Source organism: Photobacterium marinum (assembly GCF_000331515.1).
GTDB lineage: Bacteria > Pseudomonadota > Gammaproteobacteria > Enterobacterales > Vibrionaceae > Photobacterium > Photobacterium marinum.
This window is the reverse complement of sequence record NZ_AMZO01000001.1, coordinates 244,511-266,856: the sequence shown is the minus strand read 5'-3', so window position 1 is coordinate 266,856 and position 22,346 is coordinate 244,511. Positions and strand designations below refer to the sequence as shown.

General features: G+C 44.1%; 22 protein-coding genes. 4 read left to right on the top strand and 18 right to left on the bottom strand.

All coding sequences use genetic code 11. The features are described 5' to 3' along the window. Nucleotides 1–328: 328 nt before the first annotated feature. The 3 genes from rnk to C942_RS01180 all read right to left on the bottom strand — a co-directional run bounded on the left by rnk (nt 329) and on the right by C942_RS01180 (nt 2,319). Nucleotides 329–739 (bottom strand): nucleoside diphosphate kinase regulator, encoded by a 411-nt coding sequence (gene rnk, locus C942_RS01190; RefSeq protein WP_007461524.1) that lies wholly within the window; start codon nt 737–739, stop codon nt 329–331. A gap of 301 nt (nt 740–1,040) precedes the next feature. Then, entirely contained in the window at nt 1,041–1,265 is a 225-nt protein-coding gene (locus tag C942_RS01185) for an alternative ribosome-rescue factor A (protein ID WP_007461521.1), read from the bottom strand. 166 nt (nt 1,266–1,431) lie between these two features. Then, a complete protein-coding gene (locus C942_RS01180) occupies nt 1,432–2,319 on the bottom strand; it encodes a LysR family transcriptional regulator (protein WP_007461518.1) in 888 nt (295 codons plus the stop codon). Nucleotides 2,320–2,658: 339 nt separating this feature from the next. Between C942_RS01180 and C942_RS01170 the strand changes: the two genes are divergently transcribed. Further along, a complete protein-coding gene (locus tag C942_RS01170) occupies nt 2,659–3,276 on the top strand; it encodes a trimeric intracellular cation channel family protein (RefSeq protein ID WP_007461514.1) in 618 nt (205 codons plus the stop codon). A 257-nt stretch (nt 3,277–3,533) separates the two neighbouring features. Next, on the top strand, nt 3,534–5,021 hold the full coding sequence (locus C942_RS01165; protein WP_007461512.1) for an oligopeptide:H+ symporter: 1,488 nt from the start codon (nt 3,534–3,536) through the stop codon (nt 5,019–5,021). A 97-nt stretch (nt 5,022–5,118) separates the two neighbouring features. On the opposite strand, the gene C942_RS01160 is transcribed toward C942_RS01165, so the two are convergent. From C942_RS01160 to nadE, 8 genes are all read right to left on the bottom strand, one after another. Beyond that, complete coding sequence (locus tag C942_RS01160) at nt 5,119–5,838, bottom strand: ABC transporter ATP-binding protein (RefSeq protein ID WP_007461510.1); 720 nt, start codon at nt 5,836–5,838, stop codon at nt 5,119–5,121. Nucleotides 5,839–5,866: 28 nt separating this feature from the next. Further along, a complete protein-coding gene (locus C942_RS01155) occupies nt 5,867–7,147 on the bottom strand; it encodes an ABC transporter permease (protein ID WP_007461508.1) in 1,281 nt (426 codons plus the stop codon). 1 nt (nt 7,148) lies between these two features. Then, on the bottom strand, nt 7,149–8,366 hold the full coding sequence (locus C942_RS01150) for an ABC transporter permease (RefSeq protein WP_007461506.1): 1,218 nt from the start codon (nt 8,364–8,366) through the stop codon (nt 7,149–7,151). Then, nucleotides 8,363–9,628 carry a TolC family protein gene (locus tag C942_RS01145; RefSeq protein ID WP_051035686.1) on the bottom strand — a complete coding sequence of 422 codons (1,266 nt, stop codon included), beginning with the start codon at nt 9,626–9,628 and terminating at the stop codon, nt 8,363–8,365. Before C942_RS01145 ends, C942_RS01150 begins: the two co-directional genes overlap by 4 nt. Nucleotides 9,629–9,674: 46 nt before the next feature. Further along, the gene (locus tag C942_RS01140) at nt 9,675–10,805 is read right to left on the bottom strand and encodes an efflux RND transporter periplasmic adaptor subunit (RefSeq protein WP_007461501.1); all 1,131 of its coding nucleotides are present in this window, start codon (nt 10,803–10,805) and stop codon (nt 9,675–9,677) included. A 453-nt stretch (nt 10,806–11,258) separates the two neighbouring features. Further along, nucleotides 11,259–13,502, bottom strand: a complete 2,244-nt coding sequence (locus C942_RS01135; protein ID WP_036798210.1) for a peptidase U32 family protein — start codon at nt 13,500–13,502, stop codon at nt 11,259–11,261. 197 nt (nt 13,503–13,699) lie between these two features. After that, nucleotides 13,700–14,422 (bottom strand): SIMPL domain-containing protein, encoded by a 723-nt coding sequence (locus C942_RS01130; RefSeq protein WP_007461498.1) that lies wholly within the window; start codon nt 14,420–14,422, stop codon nt 13,700–13,702. Between the two features lie 95 nt (nt 14,423–14,517). Then, on the bottom strand, nt 14,518–15,477 hold the full coding sequence (nadE, locus tag C942_RS01125; RefSeq protein WP_007461495.1) for an NAD(+) synthase: 960 nt from the start codon (nt 15,475–15,477) through the stop codon (nt 14,518–14,520). A gap of 332 nt (nt 15,478–15,809) precedes the next feature. Between nadE and trpS the strand changes: the two genes are divergently transcribed. Beyond that, entirely contained in the window at nt 15,810–16,835 is a 1,026-nt protein-coding gene (gene trpS, locus C942_RS01120; RefSeq protein ID WP_007461493.1) for a tryptophan--tRNA ligase, read from the top strand. A gap of 123 nt (nt 16,836–16,958) precedes the next feature. Here the strand turns inward: trpS and C942_RS01115 are convergent, their stop codons facing one another. The 4 genes from C942_RS01115 to C942_RS01100 all read right to left on the bottom strand — a co-directional run bounded on the left by C942_RS01115 (nt 16,959) and on the right by C942_RS01100 (nt 19,472). After that, nucleotides 16,959–17,240: a hypothetical protein gene (locus C942_RS01115; RefSeq protein WP_007461492.1), complete on the bottom strand. Its 282-nt coding sequence runs from the start codon at nt 17,238–17,240 to the stop codon at nt 16,959–16,961. A 573-nt stretch (nt 17,241–17,813) separates the two neighbouring features. Further along, nucleotides 17,814–18,164: a carboxymuconolactone decarboxylase family protein gene (locus tag C942_RS01110; RefSeq protein WP_007461490.1), complete on the bottom strand. Its 351-nt coding sequence runs from the start codon at nt 18,162–18,164 to the stop codon at nt 17,814–17,816. A 59-nt stretch (nt 18,165–18,223) separates the two neighbouring features. Continuing rightward, nucleotides 18,224–18,931: an SGNH/GDSL hydrolase family protein gene (locus C942_RS01105; RefSeq protein ID WP_007461488.1), complete on the bottom strand. Its 708-nt coding sequence runs from the start codon at nt 18,929–18,931 to the stop codon at nt 18,224–18,226. 112 nt (nt 18,932–19,043) lie between these two features. Further along, nucleotides 19,044–19,472, bottom strand: a complete 429-nt coding sequence (locus C942_RS01100; protein ID WP_007461486.1) for a VOC family protein — start codon at nt 19,470–19,472, stop codon at nt 19,044–19,046. Between the two features lie 193 nt (nt 19,473–19,665). On the opposite strand from C942_RS01100, the gene C942_RS01095 reads away from it, so the two are divergent. After that, nucleotides 19,666–20,427 carry a YdcF family protein gene (locus C942_RS01095; protein ID WP_007461484.1) on the top strand — a complete coding sequence of 254 codons (762 nt, stop codon included), beginning with the start codon at nt 19,666–19,668 and terminating at the stop codon, nt 20,425–20,427. Between the two features lie 61 nt (nt 20,428–20,488). On the opposite strand, the gene C942_RS01090 is transcribed toward C942_RS01095, so the two are convergent. The 3 genes from C942_RS01090 to C942_RS25580 form a co-directional block, all read right to left on the bottom strand. Beyond that, on the bottom strand, nt 20,489–20,755 hold the full coding sequence (locus tag C942_RS01090) for a hypothetical protein (RefSeq protein ID WP_007461483.1): 267 nt from the start codon (nt 20,753–20,755) through the stop codon (nt 20,489–20,491). Between the two features lie 186 nt (nt 20,756–20,941). Next, nucleotides 20,942–21,505, bottom strand: a complete 564-nt coding sequence (locus C942_RS01085; protein WP_007461481.1) for a CDP-alcohol phosphatidyltransferase family protein — start codon at nt 21,503–21,505, stop codon at nt 20,942–20,944. Between the two features lie 250 nt (nt 21,506–21,755). Continuing rightward, complete coding sequence (locus C942_RS25580; protein ID WP_007461479.1) at nt 21,756–22,313, bottom strand: type II secretion system protein; 558 nt, start codon at nt 22,311–22,313, stop codon at nt 21,756–21,758. Between the last annotated feature and the right edge of the window lie 33 nt (nt 22,314–22,346).

Here is a 22,346-nt window from a genome sequence, read left to right as displayed (position 1 = left end):
ACCACAGAAGCTATCACGATGTCGAATATTATTTTATGACGAATGTTGAATTATTAAATCAATAGCATACGGAAAGTTAAATATTTAGTTACTGTGAGACGCAGATGTTAACCCCACAAACGTGTTGCAACACAATGCAGCTTAAAGTGTCTGCTTTATCACCAAACAGAACGCTATGTTGATAATAATGATGATTAAGTCGAGTTAGAAAAATAAAATCAATCAGCTAACTCAACCAGCATATTTATTGAAAAACAAAAAAGCAGTAACTGAGACAGCTACTGCTTGAATATTCAGATAACTATTTTAAGTTAAATCACAATTCCGGTTAGAGGTGGAAGTCCCCTTCTCGCTCCGGCTGATAAATCACTTCAAGGATCTTCACTTTGATCACACCGCCATTAGGTCCCGGCCACTCAATTTCATCGCCGACAGAAAGGCCAAGCAAAGCACTGCCTACAGGTGCCAATACTGAAATCTTCTCACCGGATTCATCCATATCTTTCGGATAAACCAGTGTCAGATTCATCTCTTCATCAGAAGTTGAAATCGCAAAGCGTACCGTCGCATTCATTGTCACAACATTCGGCGGCACCTCTTTACTGTCGACAATATCGGCACGATCTAATTCATCTTCCAACCTTTGCTTCGTTAACACCGAATCAGGAATGGTATCCAGCAAGGCTTCTAATCGCATCTCATCCATTTCTGAAATGATGATTTTTGGTTTAATGTTCACAATTCACCTGACCATTCTCAAAATAACAGACAGCTTCTGCAAAAAAGCCAGTTTAAATTCAATAGTTTATTAAATCGGTGATTACCATCACAGGGTTTGATTTTTATAACCAACTGAAAGTAAACAATTTTTATTGATAATAGAGGTTATAGCAGACAAGACAACAATATACACAATAGACATTAAGTATCGGGAAACATGCCACAATATTGTTGTTCTATAAAAATAGAGAGGCGGATTAAAAGTATAGACTGGTCTGGTTAACAGGGAAAAAGAAAGTCCTATTCAATAACAACGCTAATTAAGCTGCTATTGAATAGGACTCTCGTCCTGCGTATTTCCCTTTACGTTTGAAGCTGCCTTTTCCTTTTTTCGCCTTAACAACACGAGTTGCAAATACTTTACTGGTCACAACCGCTTTTAATGCATTATCGCGAATAGTTCCGCGACCGTGCTCTGTTTCAATTTGCGGGTTAGTTTCATTCACAACTAACTCAAGCTTTTTCTGCTTGCGCTTATTAGCCATAACAGGCTCTCCATATTAGTGATATAAACGCACCTGCGAGCCAGGCGCTAATTGGTTAGATATGACCGATTCAGGTCACAGACTATGATATACACTTTTTTCTTATCAGCAAAGCATACAGAGCCTGCTTTCAATGAAGTACTAAAACAGGCAGATCATCAGCCTACTAAAGGCACTGCTGCTTTAACCAACGACCGAGCTTAATAAGCTCTTTTTGTCTGGCTCGTGACGCCTTGTACACAAAGTAAAAATCATCACCGGTTGGCAACTCGTGCAACGGTATTCGCACAAAATTATGCTGTTCTTGTTCCGTAATCAGATAATCGTTAACAAGGCTGATACCCTGATCGTATCTGGCCGCCTCAGCTGCAAGTAACACATGGCTAAAATAGCTGATATTGACGTGCTCAGGTAACTCAAAACCACCACGTTCACACCATTTAGTCCAATCTTCCGGCTGATTGGTGGCTGATGATGAATATTTCACCGATAGCAAAGGGTGCTGCCATAACGCTTCAGGAAGTGGTTTATCTTTAATTTCATACCACAGTTTTTTTCCGCATACCGGATATAGTCGCTCAGAGTACAAAAACTCACTGACGTAATTTTTATCTGGCGGAGTCACTGTAATGAAACAATCAGCAACCGTATCAGAACACTCAGGCTCATCCGCAACCATTGTCAGCACCACATCAATTTCAGGATATGTCTGACGTAAATCATCCAATCTTGGTATAAGCCATTTCACTGCCAGTGAACTATAAAGAGCCAAACGAATTTGTCCGGATTTACCTTCACGGATCTCTTCACTGACTCTGGATAAATTCACTAACGACTGGCTAACTTCCGAAAAATAGCGCTCTCCCACATCAGTTAAAGATAAAAATCTTCCCTGACGATTAAACAAGGTGTCTCCGAGGTATTCTTCCAGCAACTTCACCTGGTGGCTGACTGCACTTTGAGTAACATGTAAGTCATCAGCAGCTTTAGAAAAACTTCCCAATCGCGCCACAGCTTCAAAACATTGCACCGCTCGTAAAGGTGGCAATTTCATTATTAGTTTAGCTCATACTAAAAACATTTTAATCATTATACATCATGCATGAGCTTAGCGTACCTTAACGGCCATGAATCGAAGTAAATTTAACAGCCGGAAAATCAATGAATAATAAAATTGTTCAGTTAACAAAAACGTATTTCAAATTAATACAGTCAACAGCACTTTGCTCACGAGAGATAACTGAAGTAAGGCTTCTCAACGAAGTAAAACGAGCAGAAAAAATGATGACAAACGAAACTGAATACTCGTTTTGCGAGGATTCAGAGCAAAGTAAATCAGTATTCATGTAATGATAAGTTCATCATAAATAACAGCTACTAAAACGGGATAAGGATGGACCTGTTCGTATATCTTCTGGAAATGTTATGCATTGTGGCCTTTGCCCTGAGTGGTGTACTTGCCGAGTCAAATAAAGGAAAAGACATTGTCAGCGTAATCCTGCTCGGATGGGTAACAGCTTTGGGGGGCGGCACGCTTCGGGATATCATTATCGATGAACAGGTATTCTGGATCCGGGATCAAACCTATTTCTGGGTTGCCTTATTCAGTGCCTGCGCAGGCTTCTTCCTGATTAAGGAAATTCGTAAATCTCTGGTAGAACGAATGGTGATACTGTTTGACACCATTGGTGTGTCTCTGTTTGCGATATTAGTGACGGCAAACCTGTATTCTCTCGGTTTCGCTGCTTATGTTGCCATTTTTATGGGTATGATCACCGCAGTATTTGGCGGTGTGATCCGGGATATTATTGCCAATCGCCCAACCATGTTTAACAACACAGAGCTTTATGCCACACCGGTGATCCTGGGCAGCTGCCTTTATATTTTGCTGATAAACATCGGCGTATTTTCAGGTATTGCCTCACCGTTTTGTATGCTGCTAATCGTCGCGATGCGTTTATTCGTGGTTATTAAGAATATTCGATTTCCTGCTTTCCTGATCCTGAAATAACAGTTTCTACCCACCGCCCCCCTCCCATAAGATAAAGTGAAACTCTATGGGAACAATTGTTACACGCCCCAGCATATTAAAAGCAAAGTTTTGACTGTTTTTTCATCTCAGCACGCGATTTTTTACCGACATCCATCCGGTTATGCGACAGCAGTCACATGAAACATCTTTAAACGATCGACAATATCACTTTATTCAACTCGCATAAGAGTTTTAATCACCACCCAAATCCAATAACAGCAGAGAATTACTCTATTATGCCCAATAAAGTAAGCATTTTCGACCAACCAAAACCATTTAAAATGATATTTTTCATCGAATTATGGGAGCGTTTTGGTTACTACGGTCTGCAAGGTATTCTTGCGGTCTTCTTCGTACAACAGCTGGGATTCAGCCAACAGGACTCATTTGTTACCTTCGGTGCATTTGCTGCACTGGTTTACGGCCTGGTTTCTGTTGGTGGTTATGTCGGTGACCACGTACTGGGTACCAAGCGCACCATGATCTTCGGTGCCATTGTACTGGCGGCTGGCTACTTCATGATGGGCTTTTCAATCCTTCATCCGAATTTCATCTTCTTCGCACTGGGTGCTATTGCTGTAGGTAACGGCCTGTTCAAGGCTAACCCTTCAAGCCTGCTTTCTAAGTGTTATGAAGAAGGTGACAGCCGTCTGGATGGTGCATTCACCCTGTACTACATGTCCATCAACATCGGCTCACTGGTGTCTCTGTCTCTTAGTCCGGTCATTGCAGATAAATTCGGTTACGCAACCGCGTTTGTTATCTGTGGCCTAGGTCTGATTGCCAGCCTGTTGAGCTACATAATGTTCCGCAATACTGTTCAGGGTATCGGTTCTGAACCGGATGCGCAGCCAATCGAAATGAAAAAGCTGGGTATTGTTATCGCGGGTACGATTGTTTCTACCCTGATTTGTGCCTGGTTGCTTCAGAACATCTTCATGGCAAATATGGTATTGGGTCTGATCGGCGTTGGCGTAGTGTCTATCTTCCTGAAAGAGACGTTTAAAACCACAGGTGCAACCCGCAAGAAGATGATTGTCGCTTTCGTACTGATGCTTCAGGCTATCGTGTTCTACGTTCTGTATGCTCAGATGCCGACTTCATTGAACTTCTTCGCTATCTATAACGTCCGTACTGAACTGTTCGGCTTTGATATCAACCCTGTCAGCCTACAAGCACTGAACCCATTCTGGGTCGTTCTTTGTAGCCCAATCCTGGCTTACATGTACACTTATTACGGCAGCCGTGGCCGCGATTTGTCTATGCCGGGTAAATTTACTCTGGGTATGTTCATGTGTGCATTCGGCTTCTTGTCTATTGCTGCAGCCGGCATGATGTTCGCTGACAGCACAGGTATGGTTTCTATCTGGTGGATGGTACTGGTTTACATGTTCCAGAGCTTGGGTGAACTGCTGATCAGTGGTCTTGGCCTTGCGATGGTTGCCAGCCTGGTACCTCAGCGTCTGATGGGCTTTACAATGGGTGCATGGTTCCTGACACAGGCAGCTTCCTTCATCATTGGTGGTTATGTTGCTTCCTTCAGTGCAGTTCCTGAAAACGTGACAGATCCTCTGAAGACTCTGCCGCTGTATACTGAAGTATTCCAGAACATCGGTCTGGTTACCCTTGCTGTAGCGTTTGTTATGGCAATCACTACTCCGGTTCTGAACCGTATGATGAAAGCTGAAGACAGCATTGCCGAAGGCCATGTAGCTCAGCACTAATCATCATTAAATTCGCTGTAAGAAAAAGCCCCGGTGACCGCATGCTCCACCGGGGCTTTTTTCTGCCTGAGCTCAGGCTAAAACGACTCAGCTCAGATCATAAAACTAATTCAGTTTCTCGCGGAACCAATTGCTCGTCCCCGACTACCTGACCATCTTTGATATTGATGATTCTGTGCGTTCGCTTTGCCAGTGCAACATCATGGGTCACCACAATCAGGGTTCGCCCTTCCTGATGCAATTCATTAAACAATGCTTCGATCTCGCTGCCCGAGCGGGAATCCAGCGCACCAGTCGGTTCATCGGCAAGAATGATCTGAGGATCATTCACCAGAGCTCTGGCAATGGCTACCCGCTGCTTCTGACCGCCTGACAGCTGATTGGGTTTGTGATCCATACGCTCACCCAGCCCAACACGTTCAAGAAGGTAAGCAGCTTTCTCTCTGCGCTCTTTAGCCTTAATACCGCTGTAAACCAACGGCAAAGCCACATTGTCCAGAGCACTGCCATAATCGAGCAAGTTAAAACCCTGGAACACAAAACCGATATTACGATTACGGATTGCTGCCAACTGTTTGCTGCTCATCACTGAAACATCTTCGTTATCAAGGTGGTAATCCCCTGACGTCGGTTTATCGAGGCAGCCCAACACATTCATTAAAGTTGACTTGCCCGAACCTGAAGGGCCTAAAATTGACAGATATTCCCCATGGTGAATGTTCAGCGATACCTGATCCAATGCGCGAACTGTTTCCTCACCACTCTGGTAATACTTACAAATATTGCTTAGCTGTACTAATGGGGTCGATGTCGACATACTTGTCCTATTTTTCTTATACCTGTAATCATTCACTTTGAAGCGCCTCTAAAGGCGTGATACCGGCTGCGCGATTTGCAGGGAACCAGGCGGCAGCGATACCAACGAGGCCCAAAGCCAGAATAACAATGATTACGATGGAGACTGAAAGCTCTGGTTTCGGCTTCCCTAATTCTTCATAAATTGCATTGCCATCAAACGGCAAGCTTTGCAGAAGCTCTACCAAACTGAATGTCAGCATGAGTCCTAACATGCCGCCAATTGCCATTGTCAGCAGTGACTGCAGTAAATAATGCCGTTTTATATCCCCCGGTGTCGCACCGATTGCCATCCGGATACCGATGTCCCGTGTAGCACGTTTCACCGTTGCATACATTACATTGGCGATACCGATACCAGCCACACCCAAGGTGACCAAACCAATAACACCGAGGAAACTTTGCAGGCCAATCAAAAAGCGTCGCATAGTTTTCTGACGCAACAGCAGATCCTGAGTCTGAATAAGCTGCTCATCCACCATACTGGCTTCATATTTACGGGCGATTACCTGTTTCGCAGTCTTCGCCAGTTGCAGACGATCCACTTTTTTTACCGGTTCAATATTAATAGCATTGATTGCCTCATTCGGATTGAACCTTCGCCAGGTGGTAAAAGGCACAAATACGGCGTAATCCAGCGGCACACCGTTTTCAACGTTGGCGCTGCTACTTTCTATTAAACCTATCAGGGTAAAATCTTCATTCCCCACTTTAACGGTTTTACCAACCGGATTTGACGTCAGTTTCGGTGAATCAAGCCAATCAAATTCATCACTGTCATTAAAGAGCAGGTAAGCTGCACTCTGGCCAAGAACAATCACTTTTCGCTGCTCTTTCATATCCAGCGGATTAAACCAGCGACTACCCGGTACCATCTTAAATCCCATCAGGTCACGGTAACCGGGATAAACAGCCAGTGGAGACTGCCATGTTCCATTATCTCCATTTGTGACATCTGCACTCCAATAACCACTTGGCTCCGCTTTTTTTACCGAAGGCAGAGCACGAATTAAATCAATATCTTCCGGATTGAGGTTTACACGCTGCCCCTGGTGAAAATGCCCAAAGTTTTTGCTGACATAACCACCATTTAAATAAATCAGTTTACCATTGCCACTTTCTGAACTTCTGATTAAGCCCTGACGTACCCCTTCACCGACAGACAACATCACTGTGATACACACTGTTGCCCATACCACAGCAAGAATTGTCAGGCTAAGGCGCAATTTTTCTGCCGCCATTTCCTGAAATATCTGACGAAGTAAAAACATCTTATCCCCTCGCCCCCAATGCAATTACAGGTGTCAGCTTAGAAGCCCTTTTCGCCGGAAAATATGCCGCCATCATTGCCAGCACAGCAGTTACCCCCAACGCCATCAAAACAGCATCAAGCGTGATTTGCGGAATCCCCAGCCAGTCAGGTATTCCGATAACTGTCATCGCGGTAACAAAACCATAAGACAATAAAAGCCCCACACCAGTTCCAGCCAGCACTAAAATTCCACCTTCAGTCATGAACTGAACCAAAATGCTCCCCGGTGTTGCTCCTATCGCAAGGCGGATACCAATCTCACGGGTTCGTTCCGTTACGGACAGAAACATAATATTGGCTACACCCAAAGCACCAACAGCAAGGGTCATCGCCCCGCTTGCACCAAGAAACATCTGAATACCACGAAGTAAAGTAGTAAAGAACTTCGCATCTTTGCTGAAATCAGGCATATACATAGCGCGATTGTCACTCGGATCAAAGTGCTGCTGTTTGGCAAAGAACGACATCAGACTTTTGCGCAATACCACACCGGATATACCTTCCGCCGGTTGCACAATCAACATCCCTGGATTTTTCTGCCAGATATCCGTGAACACAGAAGACGGGATTATCACCTGCTGCTCATCATTATCCATCCGAAAACCGCCTTCGCTTTCCTCGGTAACACCGATGATAGTGAACGGAATACTATTTATCTTTAACTCACCGCCAAGGCTCAAACCACCAATTTGGGCCAACTGCCAACCCACGACAGCAACACGATTATGGTTAAGAATATCATTCGGACTAATTGACCGTGAGCCGCTAATTAGCTTTTGCTTCCGCCATGTTGAGAAATACCCATCGACTCCCCGAACATACCCCGGCAACCCCAGCCCTTGCATATCTGACACGCTGGCTTCCCAGTTTTGATAAATGACAGAGATGCCTTCCACAGCAGGCTGACGTTCAAGCTGTCTCATCTCGGTTTCTGTTACTGAAACCTCTCTTCTTGCAGGCAAACCTTGCCATGGCTTGCTCGTCATTTCAGGCCATACCGGCTGAGTATCACTAAGTAACATTGAAAATGCTTTGGTATTAACCTGATAAAAACCTTCACCTAAGGCCACCAACACCAATACCGAGACGATCCCCCAAACGATAGCGATCATCGCCAACATGCTTCTCAGCCTATGCGCCAACAAAGTCTGAATAGTTTGCAGAATCAGCGCACTCATGACTGCAGTGCCCGTGATATATGTTTAATCGTATCGTCGTTTAACTGACCGACAGACTTTAACAGAGCAACCCGATGCAACCAGTATTGATACAACAGAGACTGAAGGCTGTTCTTACTGTCATAAAGCCTGTTGTGAGCATCAATAACGTCATCTGCTGTCGCAAGACCAGCATTGTAGACAGCCTGCTTGCTTTTTAGTGCCCTTTCTCGTGAATTTACTTGTTGCTGAGCCATTTCGACCCGCTGCCAGTCAAAATCAATCTGGTTAAAACGAGTCTGGATTTGTTCGCTAATGCGAATTTCAACACTGCGAACATCCTGTTTGGCCTGCATCACTTCCAACTTAGAAAGATCAACGTTTGCTTTGGTGGAACCATTAAGGTCAATCGGCAAAGACAGCGTAATCCCGGCATTCAAATCATGCTGGCTTGAGCGATCATTATCGCTATAGCTCACCTGCCCGGTAACTGTCGGATAATACCCGGACTCGGCCTGCTCCTGACCAAATTCGACCGATTTAAGCTTTTGTTTCGCCGCCAATAGTTCAGGACTATTATTTTTTGCCAGAGTCAGCCATTCATCCTGGCTCTGCACTGCCATTTGCGGCTTGTTTAAATCACTCGTACTGATTTCATCAACTTGCTCCGGAAAGCTGCTAATTAAAGCTGCCAGTCCGGCTTTCCGCTCTTCAACCAAAGATTGCTTAGCGAGAAGTTCTGCGTCTATATCAACCTGGTTGGCTTTAGCATCTTCCAGCTCCGTCGACATTGACTTACCGGCACGGAAGTTCTGCTCAATAATGTTAAGCTGCTTTTCACCCTCAACCAGCTTTTGCTGAGCAAGACGAAAATCGCCCTGAGCCTGCGCCAGATTCAGATAAGCAGTTATCAGTTTCTCAGCTAATTCATTGTGAGCCTGCTGAACTTTTAACCGCGCTTCCATTGCCAAAGCTTCACTGGCATCAAGCTTTGACCACTTACTGCTGTCCCACAACACCTGATTAAGCGTGACACTGTAACCTGTCGTATTGTCGTTATGCTCATACCAATTGCTATTTGCACTAAGGGTTAAATCAGGCAGCAAGTCACTTCGGCTACTGCGAACATTAGTTTCTCCGATCTTTTCACCAATCTGCGCTTTCTGATAATCAGGATCGTACGCTTTTGCTGCTTTCCAGGCCTGTTCAATCGTCATCGCATGGCTTTGAAAACTCGCAGTCATTAATGCCAGAGATAGTCCAGATAAAATGGCCTTGGCCATTACGCTGTGCTTTACGATTTTCTGATGCTTAATCAGCTGCTGAGTACTAAACATTCGGCGCACCCATCATACTGGAGTCAACGATTTCATCGCCTTCTTTCAGCCCGGATACCACTTCAACGTTTATTCCATCAGAAAGCCCTAACTTAACTGGCTCTGTGTGAAAACCTTGTTCAGAGTCATCAGCCACCAGCACTTCCGGATTTTCACCGCTAAACTGAAGAACACGCTCAGGAATCGTGGTCACTGATTCCGCCTTTTTCAAAATGATTTTCGCAGTTGCTGAAAAACCGGAACGAATGGTCAGCCCTTTAGGAAAATAAATATTGCTGACTTCAACTTCAAATCCGTTGTCAAAACTGTTACTGCTATTACTGGATGAAGAGTTCAGCTTTTCTGACTGAACAGCAACTTTACTCAAAGTGCCTGTCAGCTCAGCTTCCGGGTATGGTGCAAGCGTGATGGTTACAGGCATACCATCATGCAACTGTGCGGCATCATGCTCACTGACACTGCCTTTAAAAATCATGTCGTCCATATTTGCCAGCGTCATCATCTCGGATGCTGACTGGCTGGATTCAGTAGAGATAATCGGCTCACCAACTTCTACTTTTACGTTAAGAATCGTCCCGCTGACCGGAGCATAAATGGTTGACGTCAGCTTTGACTCGCCTACTGAAGACTCACCGCTTCGAATTAGATCCAGATTCTGTTGCTTCTGCTGTAAATCAGCTTTGGCCCGCTTAACGTTAGCCCTAGCTTCAATGTACTGACCGTAGTTTTCCGGTACGACTTTCTGGTCTACCAAACGCTGCAAGTTTTCCAGCTTTCGTTGCGAAGATTCCAACTCAGCTTCACTTGTCATCAGCTGTGTCACGGCTTCGGTGAGGCGAACCGGTGTAGGATTCGGTCGAATTTTGAAAAGCGGTGTACCTGCTTCAACGTTTTCACCAACTTTATGGTAAACCTCACCTACTATGCCCTCGATCTGAGATTTAATCTGTACCGAGTGAGCCGGAACAATCTGTCCGACAGCCACTGCCTGCTTTTCAATTGTTCCTGTTGCAGCCGTAATCAAAGGCAACATGTCATTAGTCTCTGCGTCCGGATAAGCGTAATACCCTGCTCCGGCCAAACAAACAGCTGTCAGTGACGCTGCGATCCAGCGCTTTTTCATAATCTATTCCGTCGTTGATAAGAAATTAATACAGAACGCCTTCAGACCACCGGCCCGAATCCCACAGTTCTCAAAGCAAAATTATGCCGAAGCCATGCGCGAGTTTATGTAGCACTTTGTCATTTATTGTATAGAATTATACAGCGTTCGAATTCATTAAACAGCAACTTCTTATCGAAAGTCAATAAGTTTTAATCGACAGAAAACAAGAACCAGACATTCATCTGCTATCAACCATTAATATCAGTCAAAAATGTCCCATCAACCAAGCAATGAGCACCACTGCACATGCGTCAGGTGGAATAATATGTCACACAAATAAAAATACAAAGTACAATATTGCCTTTTTAATCAGTACGCTCAATTTCACCACCGCAAAAAAAGCGCCGGATATCTCTATCCGGCGCCTGAGGTATGAACTAATTGGATACTAGGGTATAACCCTCAGCTATGCTATAGTCCCTTGATATATTGCGACTTAGTAGTCGGAGCTATCACTGACTCAATTTCACTTCTTACAGTCGACGTCCCATCAATAAGATGCTGGAACCTTTCAATGACAGACGTTTTATCTACCGTCACCTGCGTCGCAGTCTGAATATTTCTCAAATCAATGAAGTAGCTGGAGAACATTCCCGGCAGATCTGTCAGGATATCCAGGTTGAGGTAATTGTGCTCACTGTACATGGTGTTATGACTGCCACGCTGCTTATCCACCACAAAAGCGGAATCCTTCAGGCTTAAAATCGATGCCGACTTATCACACTTTTTCAGGCAGCGATGATCAAAGCGCTTCTTCTTACAGCCAACGGTTTGATGGAACAAACACTGGCGACTGGTTAACAGCATAATCGGATGATAGATGCTGTAGAACAGCTTAAAGTTATGCGGCCTGACAATATGTTTGATTTGCTGCTTCTTAATCTCATTGGAAATGAAAGAGCCTGTGCAGTTGAACTCTTCTTTCATACATTGCAGGCTGAAGGAGTTAGTGACGTTCAGTTGCGGGCCTGCTACCCAATCGATACCCTGCTCATATGCTGCATAAGCCACACCAGTATTGTTCGTAACAATAAGCTCAGGTTTAACCTGCTCTAAGAACGCGACTGCCGCTTCATAGTTTTCCCCAATCAGAATTGCAGGGAACCATGGGATCAATTTCGGGTTCTGCTTGAACAGCTCAACCAGCTTAGATAATTCAGCATGCAAACCATCAGGCAGCTGATAATAAATATCAGCTGATGTGCTGTCACACAGCGCCACATCATTCTCTGCTGAAATCAAAACAGACAAACTCGGCTGGGTTGCAAGCGATGCCGTTTTTTCCAGCTTAGGAGTATCAATCGCCTTAATCCGCGTCTTCGAACCATTTATGATAAAGGCGATATGATCTTTCATCTCAGCCAATTCATAAAACGGTACATATAAGCTACCTGCGAGTTCTTCGCTGTTGAACGATTCAATAATATAATCTTCATTATTCAGGCACTTAAGCCACTTTTCGTTACAAGTACGATCGATGGTGTACTTGTCAGAGTTAATCAGCTCAGACTCAGAATAAACCTCAAACGTGTTTTCCGGCGAAGTCACTGTGACTTTCAGTTTTGTACCAGCCTGCCCGGATACGGTCACAACCAGCGGCAACTTATCAATACTCAGATCTTTGATTTTGGCTTCAACTGTCTTGATGATCTCTGTCTTATCATCGTAGAGTTTTTTCTTAATCTGCTTAAAGCCGTCTTCCGTATTGCAGTTGCTCAGGCTGGCAAAATGCTTCGCCGAGTTATCACGCGGGTTATCAATGAACATCCCTTTGTGGATATCCCCCATCAGATAACCGTTCGAGAAGTCACGGTTAAATACGGTGTAAAGCTCGCTGTTATCTGTCAACACCTCACCGCTGTTGCAGTAGCTATTCAACTGACGATTCCAGTTATCGACAGCCGTATAAACGTAATGAGATTTCTTAATTCGCCCTTCCACTTTCAGGGAATAGACACCGGCATCAACCAACTCCTTCAGATCTGAAAATGCGGAGTTATCTTTCATGTTAAGCGGGTAATCTTTACCGACGGTCGTGGTCTGGTACTGATCACGACATGGCTGACTGCAACGACCACGGTTACCTGAGCTGCCATTACGAACCGAGCTGATATAGCACAAGCCGGAGAAACCGATACAGTATGAGCCGTGAACAAAGACTTCTGTCAGAACGTTATGCTCGATGCCAAAATAGGACAAGTGTTTGATTTCACCGATATTCAGCTCTCGGGACAAATTCACCCGGCTGGCTGTCAGCTTACTCAGAAAGCGGATTTGCCCTGTATTATGGGTGTTTACCTGGGTGGAAGCATGTACATCCAGATCTTTAAAATGCTCTTTCAGGATATAGAACAGACCCAGATCCTGAACAATTACCCCGTCAATTTTGGTATTCACCAGCTTATTCAGCAGGCGGATAATCGCAGGGATTTCACTTTCAAGAATAATAATGTTAAGCGTCAGAAATACTTTGCAGTTACGTTTATGAGCAAGCCTTACCACACCGTTTAAGTTATCAAATGTTAAATTTGTCGCTCGATTTCTGGCATTAAAATTATCAAGCCCGCAATATATTGCATCTGCACCTGCAACAATCGCCGCTTTTATAGACTCAATATCGCCACCCGGTGCCAATAACTCAAACTTGTTTCTCATAGCGACATAACCCACTTGTCTATTTTGCTTTATTTGAAGGGGGCGTATTTTACTTGTAAGGGTTAATTCATGTCTATAAGCAGGGATATCAATAGGCGAATTGACGAGAGAGTTGAAACATATAACGAGTTAAAAACAAAAAAATGAGAAGAGTCCAAAACAGAATCTCTTCTCATTTGCTAAAGCAAAAGCATCTATTAATCAGTCAGGTAGAAAGTGATTGTGGTGACAACGCGCACATCTTTTTCAATCTTCTCGGTGTCACCGTAGCTGTTACCGGCATCCTTGATATAGAAGCTTCCCTGACGGGCACTGCGGATTCCCCCAACCGTCACTCCAGCATTCTGCGCGAACTCGTTAGCAGCAAGGCGAGCATTCTTGGTTGCTTCTCTTAACATGTCAGGCTTGATGTCATTCAGTTTGGTAAACAGGTAAACTGGCGCACGGTTTTCAATATCAATCCCGCGGGCAATCAAGGTATTCACATCTGCTCGCACTTTTGCAACCAAATCTACTTTATGAGTATTCACCGTAATAGAGCCGACTAAGTTATGTTTCTGGTCAACCAGGTTCTGATTTTCATCGCGATATTCTTCCGGATAATAATCAATCACTCCGATTTCAATTTCATTTTCTTCGAAGCCTTTTTCTTTCAGCATCTCGATTATTATTTTCTGACGTTTTTCTGCTTCGGCATAAAGATCAGGTAATTCTGCTTTGGCTTTACCTGATACTGAGAAAACCAAATCCCAGTTTGCGGTATCTGCCCGAACTCGCCTTTCTGCCAAACCTTTCGCTTCCGCAGTATTTAATGCCACTTTCGAGTTATAAATTGTCTGACTGATAAAATAACCGGCAATACTCAAACCAATTGCTAGAAATATACCGAGAAAAAAGAGTCCTTTTTGATTATTGTCCATTACGACATCCTTAATGTAATTCACCATTCAATGGTCAAATATTACACGAGCAGAAAAACAAACTGTGTCATAACAATGACAAGAATAGAGAGATATCACGAGTCTGTTCTGTAAGAACTTCCTGCCAGGCCGTTTATCGGTGGTGTCTCATGTGGTGAGTCGCGCATCCAGGAAGAATAAAACTGAATATCGCGGGTATTAGTCAGCTCTTGTTTTGTAATTCCTCGGGCTATAATCGCCTCTTCGGTTAAACCGCGATCAATGTAATCCAGTATTTCATCCAACCGCCGGTAGGTTATTCCTATACTCATCTCGGAAGTAACACCTTTGACCATATCCGGAGAAGGAAGCTGTTCACGTATTGTTTGCGGTAGCCCGAGAAAATCAGCGAGTTGCCAAACCTGAGTTTTATATAACCCGGCCATCGGTTGCAGGGGCATATCGTCAATTCCTTTCTTAACAAACCAGCCGGCTTGCTCTTCAGTTCTGTTCGCTGCACCAATAATAATTCCGTCGTACCTCTCTGCTTCCTTTTCAATTAATTTGCGCCGGAATATATGGCGGATATTAAAACTCTTCACCAGCGGTGTAATACAAAAACGATAAATCAGGCGCTTTAAAGGATTTCGTCCCAAGTGACCACTGCCGCCCTTAATAGTCGTCAAATGTGCGGTTTCGCGAAAAACAACCTGATATAGCCACAATAAAAATCGCTTGGTTGGTGCACCCAGCCGACTTATACGCATTATCAAAGGGGCATAGACCCCCTTTTGCCCCATCACTTGTGAGATGTCCCGGATCTGAAGTTCAATGCCTAACCAATCAGCCATAGTGCGGGCTTTAACTTCGGAGTCTGATTCGCTGTCCCTGTCTTTCAGAAAATACGCTTTTACCCTGTCAGCACCTACCGCCCGTACAGCAAGGGTGATGAGTACAGCAGAATCAATTCCACCGCTTAATCCCATCACCACGCAATGCTTATTTCTCTCATCACATAGATCAGAGATGTATTGTTCAATCGCTATAACTGCACGCGCGGCATCAATCTCAAGCATTTCCACTCCCGACACCTATTCCAACACCCATTCATAGATTCCATACCTAGGTGCCTATTTCCATAATAGTCGAACAGATGGTTGTTTTGGGCATCACAAGTTATCACCAGAACATTTTCATAAATAAGAACTTGCGTATCCCCTTTCGGGCTGATAGCTTGGAGTTCATGAAAATTAATAAACCCGTATTTTTCATCCCATCTTGGTGGCGTGCTTTGAATTAAAGCGCGGCGCTTAACTGTATTTGTTCTATTGCCGCCAGATGGCAGCAATAGGATCACAACAGATCACCAATGTCTTGCCTCTGGACGGCCAAATTCGAGGTAAGATATATGTCTGCAACACTCTCTAATCAAGTATCGCAAGAAAAAATTCTGACCGGCGATCGTGCAACCGGACAGCTTCATTTAGGCCATTATGTCGGCTCCCTTCAGCAACGTGTCCAGCTCCAGCATCAATATCATCAGACTATTCTGGTAGCAGATATGCAGGGTTTAACCGATAACGGTCATAACCCGAAAAAAGTCTCATCCAATATTTTGAATGTAGTGGCTGACTACCTGGCTGTCGGCATTGATCCGGCGCTGACAACCATTTGCCTGCAATCGGCTATTCCGGCATTAGCTGAGCTTTCTATGTTCTATTCAAACCTTGTTTCTATCTCCCGGCTTGAACGCAACCCCACAGTAAAAAACGAGATCAAATCAAAAGACTTCGGTCGTTCTATTCCGGCTGGGTTTCTGACCTACCCGATCAGTCAGGCAGCTGATATCACGGCTTTTAACGCCACCTTGATCCCAGTCGGTGATGACCAACTACCGATGATTGAACAAACCAATGAAATTGTGCGCAAACTCAATAGCATTGCCAACAAGCCGATTCTCAAAGAATGTAAGCCACTACTAAGCCCTGTTTCACGCCTGCCAAGCACTGACGGTAAAAACAAAATGTCCAAATCGATGGGAAATGCCATTTTACTCAGCGCAACCGAACGAGAAATAAAACAAGCCGTTAGAGCCATGTATACCGATCCGGGCCACCTGCAAATTGAAGATCCGGGCAAAGTGGAAGGCAATGTGGTGTTTACCTACCTTGATGCTTTCTATCCGGATAAAGTTTACGTTGAAGAACTGAAGGCTCAATACCGTGCCGGTGGATTAGGTGACGGGAAAACTAAAGCCATTCTTGAATCCTGCCTGCAAGAGTTGATTCAGCCTATACGCCAGCGCAGAGAAAAATTAATGAGCGACAAAGGACAACTGGTGGAAGTTTTGAAGACCGGAACCGAGAGAGCTAAGGATGAAACAGGTGATGTGCTAAACAGAGTGAAAAATGCGTTTGGGTTGAAACTGTTCTGAACTGTACCAGAACTGAACCAAAACCGGGTTGACCGGGAAATTGCCGACAGGGCAAACCTTGTTTTGCCCTGCTCTTACTTTTCTGTTTAAGAGACCATTTCAAATCATCGTTGAAATTTACTTTTAAACAATTTCATACCAAGGGCAACTGTGCCAACCTTTAGGATGGTTAATGGTGCAACTGATGTATTTACGATCTACTTCAAACCAAGGCAATGCAGACGGGCCTTCCGGATGATTTGCTGTCGCATAGATTTTGTTGTCTTCTCTGACTTCAAACCATGGAAATCCACTCCAGCCTTTTGGGTGTGCAACTGTTGGATAAAGCAGGTTTTCCCTCATTTCATACCAAGGTAAGCCGCTAAAACCATTAGGGTGATTAGATGTTGGTCGAATATTTGCCATGTGTGTATCCTTTTAAAACGGAAAGAAAATGCAAGTGTAAAAAATGCTTTTATTATCAGAAGGCTAGCGTGCATTCCCTTCGAGGCAGGCAAGATAACAGCTAAGATCAGCCCAGATCGTGAAGCGCATCAACAATAGGAAATTATCATTATTATCAATAGTTTGTTTTTATTCATTACTTGCGTTCGATCTCATTTGCTCTCAGATTGAATAAATATTTACCGGAGGCTTTTCCGCAAACAGATCAGATTCCCACCAAAACCTCAGCACAAATCGAACAAAAGCTAATACTGTACAAAAACTGGACGATCGACAGTACTGATCTATACTGATTAATGGAAAGCGTATCTTTCTGCCAATAGGTCTTATGGAGATGAGGGGAAAGAGTAGCAACCACGTGAGTTTCTGGGCTTGCAGCGTGGTCAACGAGAGAGAAGCAGAACCCTGTAAGAGCTAACTCTCGACGCGCTTTTCAATCTCCAGTTTTCTTATCCGTAATTCTGAAACCCGCCTGTATCGCGGGTTTCTTTATGTCTACAAACCTGTATTTGTCCAATCACCCACTTAACAGCCCTACACTTCCCAGTCGGTGCCGCCTTCTGACGGCTTCATGTTTTCCAGCTTTTCATCAACCCAACTGATAGCAGCCATCACACAAGGAAAACCTAATGTACTGGTCAGTAAAAGCAAAGCATGGCGGATCTCATCGGCACTTGCGCCAGCTTCAAATGCCCTTCTGGCATGGCTGTGAACGGCACCTTCAGAACGAATCGCTGTTGCAGCTGCCAACTGGATCAGTTGCGCTGTTTTTTCATCAACGGGCCCTTCTTGCCTCACGGCTTTACCGAGAGTTTCTACGGCATCAATAAAATCCGGGTGCTTCTGTTTCATCTTTAAATACTGCTTGGACGGCTTGGCAATCATAATTCACTCCTGATAACAAACATGTTTATGAGTATAGACAGGCAGAAAGCTATCTCCGTTTAATCCCTCCACCGAGCTTTAATAACGCTTGCAATAGCCTCTCCCCAGCACTGATAAACAGCCTCTCCGGGATGAAAACCATCAATCGCCATGTGGTGAGGTTCTAATTTATGATTCAGGTCTATCAGGTCACAGTCATGCTCTTTATTGACCCAATAAGTCAGTCGCTGGTTAAATGATTTTGCTTTATTGCCCATATACCAGCGTAAAGGGGACGGCAGAGCCGGAAACCTTTCTATCGGTGGAATTTTGGTAAGGATTATCTGTTTGCAGGAAAAGCGATGACGAAGCTGATTAACCAACATCTTCTGTTGTTCTACCCATTTCATCGAACTAATTGGCTGGGCAATATCATTCACTCCTAGTGATAACACAACAATGTCATAAGGCTCTCGTGGATGGTAGACAAGTTGCTGGCTCATGGCTCTGGTTGTCATTCCGGATTTAGCAACCAGATGCCATTTCAGCCGAAAGTAATCAGACAGCTCATTAGCTAAATGTCCGGATAACGCCTGAGACTGGTACTGGACCCCGACACCCGCGGCAGCAGAGTCACCTAGCAGCAAGAGCCGCAATTTTTTTCCCTTTCCGCAAGTGCCGCTTCTGGGGCCCATGGCTTCTTCTAACTTAGGTGTACTCCGCTTTACGTACTCGCCCTGTGCAACAAATACCGGAGCCATCAAGAGCAAAGCCAACTGGTGAATCATACCTATCTCCTACCTTAAGCATTTCATTCAGGCAATAATGCAAAACTGCACAGACTGATTGCTTAAGCATAGGATCATATTCTAATGTGAGGTGTTTGATATTAAAGATAGTTTAATCAATTACCAAGCTACCATCTGGATTAAACTGCCAACAGTCTGCATAAGCGACCTCCCACAGATAGCCATCCGGGTCTGAAAAATAGCCACTGTAACCTCCCCAGAAAGCATCCTGAGCTGGCTTTTCGATCACTCCTCCAGCGGTTTCAGCCCGACGAAGAATATCATCAACCTCTTCTTTCTTCTTGGTGTTATGCGCCAGTGTGATCCCGGTAAAACGACTTTTTGCCACAGGCATGTCGGGAGATACATCTTTCGCTAATTCTTCTAACGGATATAGCGCCAAACATACACCGCTGGTTTGGAAAAAAATAATACCGGATTCAGGCTTTCGCGTTGTCGGAAAACCCAAGGACTGGTAGAAGTGAAATGATCTTTCTAAGTCACTAACACCAAGAGTGATGATACTAATCCGTGGTTCCATTTTAATGTCCTTATAACTGGTTAGCTTCGGTTTCACTAAGAACAGATACTAAACCAGGCTCATTTTTGTGACGGCAACTGGTCTGTTTTGTTGTGATACGAATGGCAAAATGTCGCAGCATATCAACAAATTTGCTATTGTCGCGACCTAAAAATATAACAACACAATCACAATAATAAACTAGAGAAAATAAATGGTTATTATCACGCTTCTTCTTTTGCTCACCATTGCAACAGCATTTACTGCTATAAAATGGCGCCGTACAGGCATCAGTCTGTTTGCGCTTTCCGGGTTTATCTTCCTGGCAGCTGGCTGTGGTTTTGTCCCTGCCCACCTTTTGGATGATCTTCAGTCTACTTATGACACTAAGCCTGTAATTCGATGGGGAGAAAACAATGCTATTGTGCTACTTGGTGCTGGCACAGAAAAGATTGCGAATACTAATTCAATTGAACCCGGCATGTTTTCCTTTGGACGATTATTTGAATCAGCCGCGTTATATAAAGACTGCAAGGAAACCGGAGCGAAGTGTAAAATCATCGTCAGTGGCGGTGATGCCCGACACAACGGCGAAGATGAAGCAACGGTTTATCTAAAAAGCCTGGTTCAACTTGGTATCAGTAAAATTGATATTATCCCAGAAACGAACAGTATGAATACCTGGCAAAATGCACAATTCACCAGTGCCATTCTGAATGAAGAAGAAGCCGATCAGGTGGTACTAGTTTCTTCCGGCATCCACCTGCGCCGCAGCTTGATTTACTTCCGTCACTTTGGTGTAGTACCTATTCCCGTACGTGCCGATTACCTGGATGCCATTCCATCGACGCTGCCGCTTTCATACAACCTGGCTATTACAGATTTTGCACTACACGAATATATCGGTGTCGTCCGTTACCATGTATACAATGCAATGGGCTGGAACCCGAAACGAACCCAACCGGGACAGGCATAAACAAAACAGGCTGAGTAATTGTAATTACTCAGCCTTACTCCAGGTTCAAACCTGATTTCAGCTAAATTTTATGGATCTCATTAATAACAGGTTTAGCGTTAATCAGTTCACTGATAGTGACCATTACCGCGTATTCTGTGCCCTCGCGATCAGCCACTTTAGCATTACATAAGAAGTGATAATTGACGCCAGCAACAATCTGAGTTGATACAGCGAAAGGTTCATAACTAACACCCAGCAAACCTTCCATCGCCTGATCGAATACATGCCGCATTTCGTCATCAATATGTGTAGAATATGGCGTCCAGCCACCAGCGATATTATTCATAATTATCATCCTTTGATCTGACATTAACTGCCAAAACCAATTGTAGTATGAATAATGCTACTAACTGTTCCTGAACAATAATTCGTTTAAATTTATCACCTCTGTTCCATTTAAAAACTGATAACCTCCCGTTTTCATAACGGTTCAGTGATCAATGTGTAATTTTCTGAGTTTCTTAATCTGAAGCTACTGGTGACGCTTCTCATTTAATGCCTTGGAACTCCAGACATAAACGTAATGACCGCCACTGATAAAGGCCAGTAAAACCACCAGCCATAGCCCGGCTTGCATCACAAGATCCGGGAAAACCGGTGTCACCTGCTGAGTCAATACCATCAATGCGAACACTATCTGCAAACCGGTACTGCTCTTACCCCATATGCTAGGCTCCATTTCATAGCCCCCAACAACGAAGAAATAAGCAATGGCACCACTAACTATCACTAAGTCTCTAAGCACAAGAATTCCGGCAACCCACCATGGGATCAAGCCAACAATCGCAAGGCAGACATAAGTACCAACCAGCATGATTTTATCTGAGACCGGATCAGCCACGGCACCATATACACTCGGAGCATCAAGCTTTCGTGCCAGCCAACCATCAAGGCCGTCGCTGACCCCGGCGATAAAAGCAAGTATCAACACAATACCGTAGCTTTGTTCCAGAATTAACCAGCAGATAGGTATCGCCAGAAACATCCTCGATGTTGTCAGAATATTCGGGATCAGCTTAATACCAGTATTTGCCATGAGTTCACCCCATAACCAGTGACTAAGAGCACTTCATATCTACTTTGAGTGTAAACCCAAATGTCATTGATTACTTAGATTCTGTAAACCAAATACCGGTAAATAAGTTTTAATTTCAAACAGATATTTATAACTAAAGTTAAAGCGAGAGTAAAAATCAAACAGAAGTTAGGAGGTTATAGAGTCAAAAAACCCCCGTAGAATACGGGGCTCATTCATGTCAACACGATAAATTCAACAGCGATATGAGTTACTGGCAGGGAACAATTTCAAGGCTGTAAGTCTCGCTTACCTGAGTTGGATCAATATAACGAAGATAGCAGCTATTATTCACCAGTTTGGGAGGCACTTTGGTATAATCAAGGTTCGATGTATCCGTGATAACAAGTACATTGTCTTCACCAATTATCTTCGTAATACCCCAGTCTTTATCTTGTCGGTAATGTTTATTAATACCGTCAACCAGAGTCGTAATCGTATAGAAATTAGCTTCCGGATAACCGTAACGGAAAATACACCTGTCAGCCCCTTCTTTTTCACAGCCAGTAATCGGGATCATTTCCGCCACATACTTATTATCGTCTGTGCTTTTATTCGTGATGTAAGCAACGCTCTCTATGCCAGCCATGGTCATTTTGCCGTACCCCACTTCTAAGCCTGATATGACAGCGCCTTTTAGTCCTTCCAACGCCGAATTTCGAGCATCACTTTGCAGATGCAAAAATCGTGGCGCAGCCGTAACAGCCAAAATCCCCAGCCCAACAGTCACAACAACAAGCTCTATTAATGTAAATCCGTTCTTTTTCATCAGGCGCTATCTTAATCAGAAACGAAATTGAGT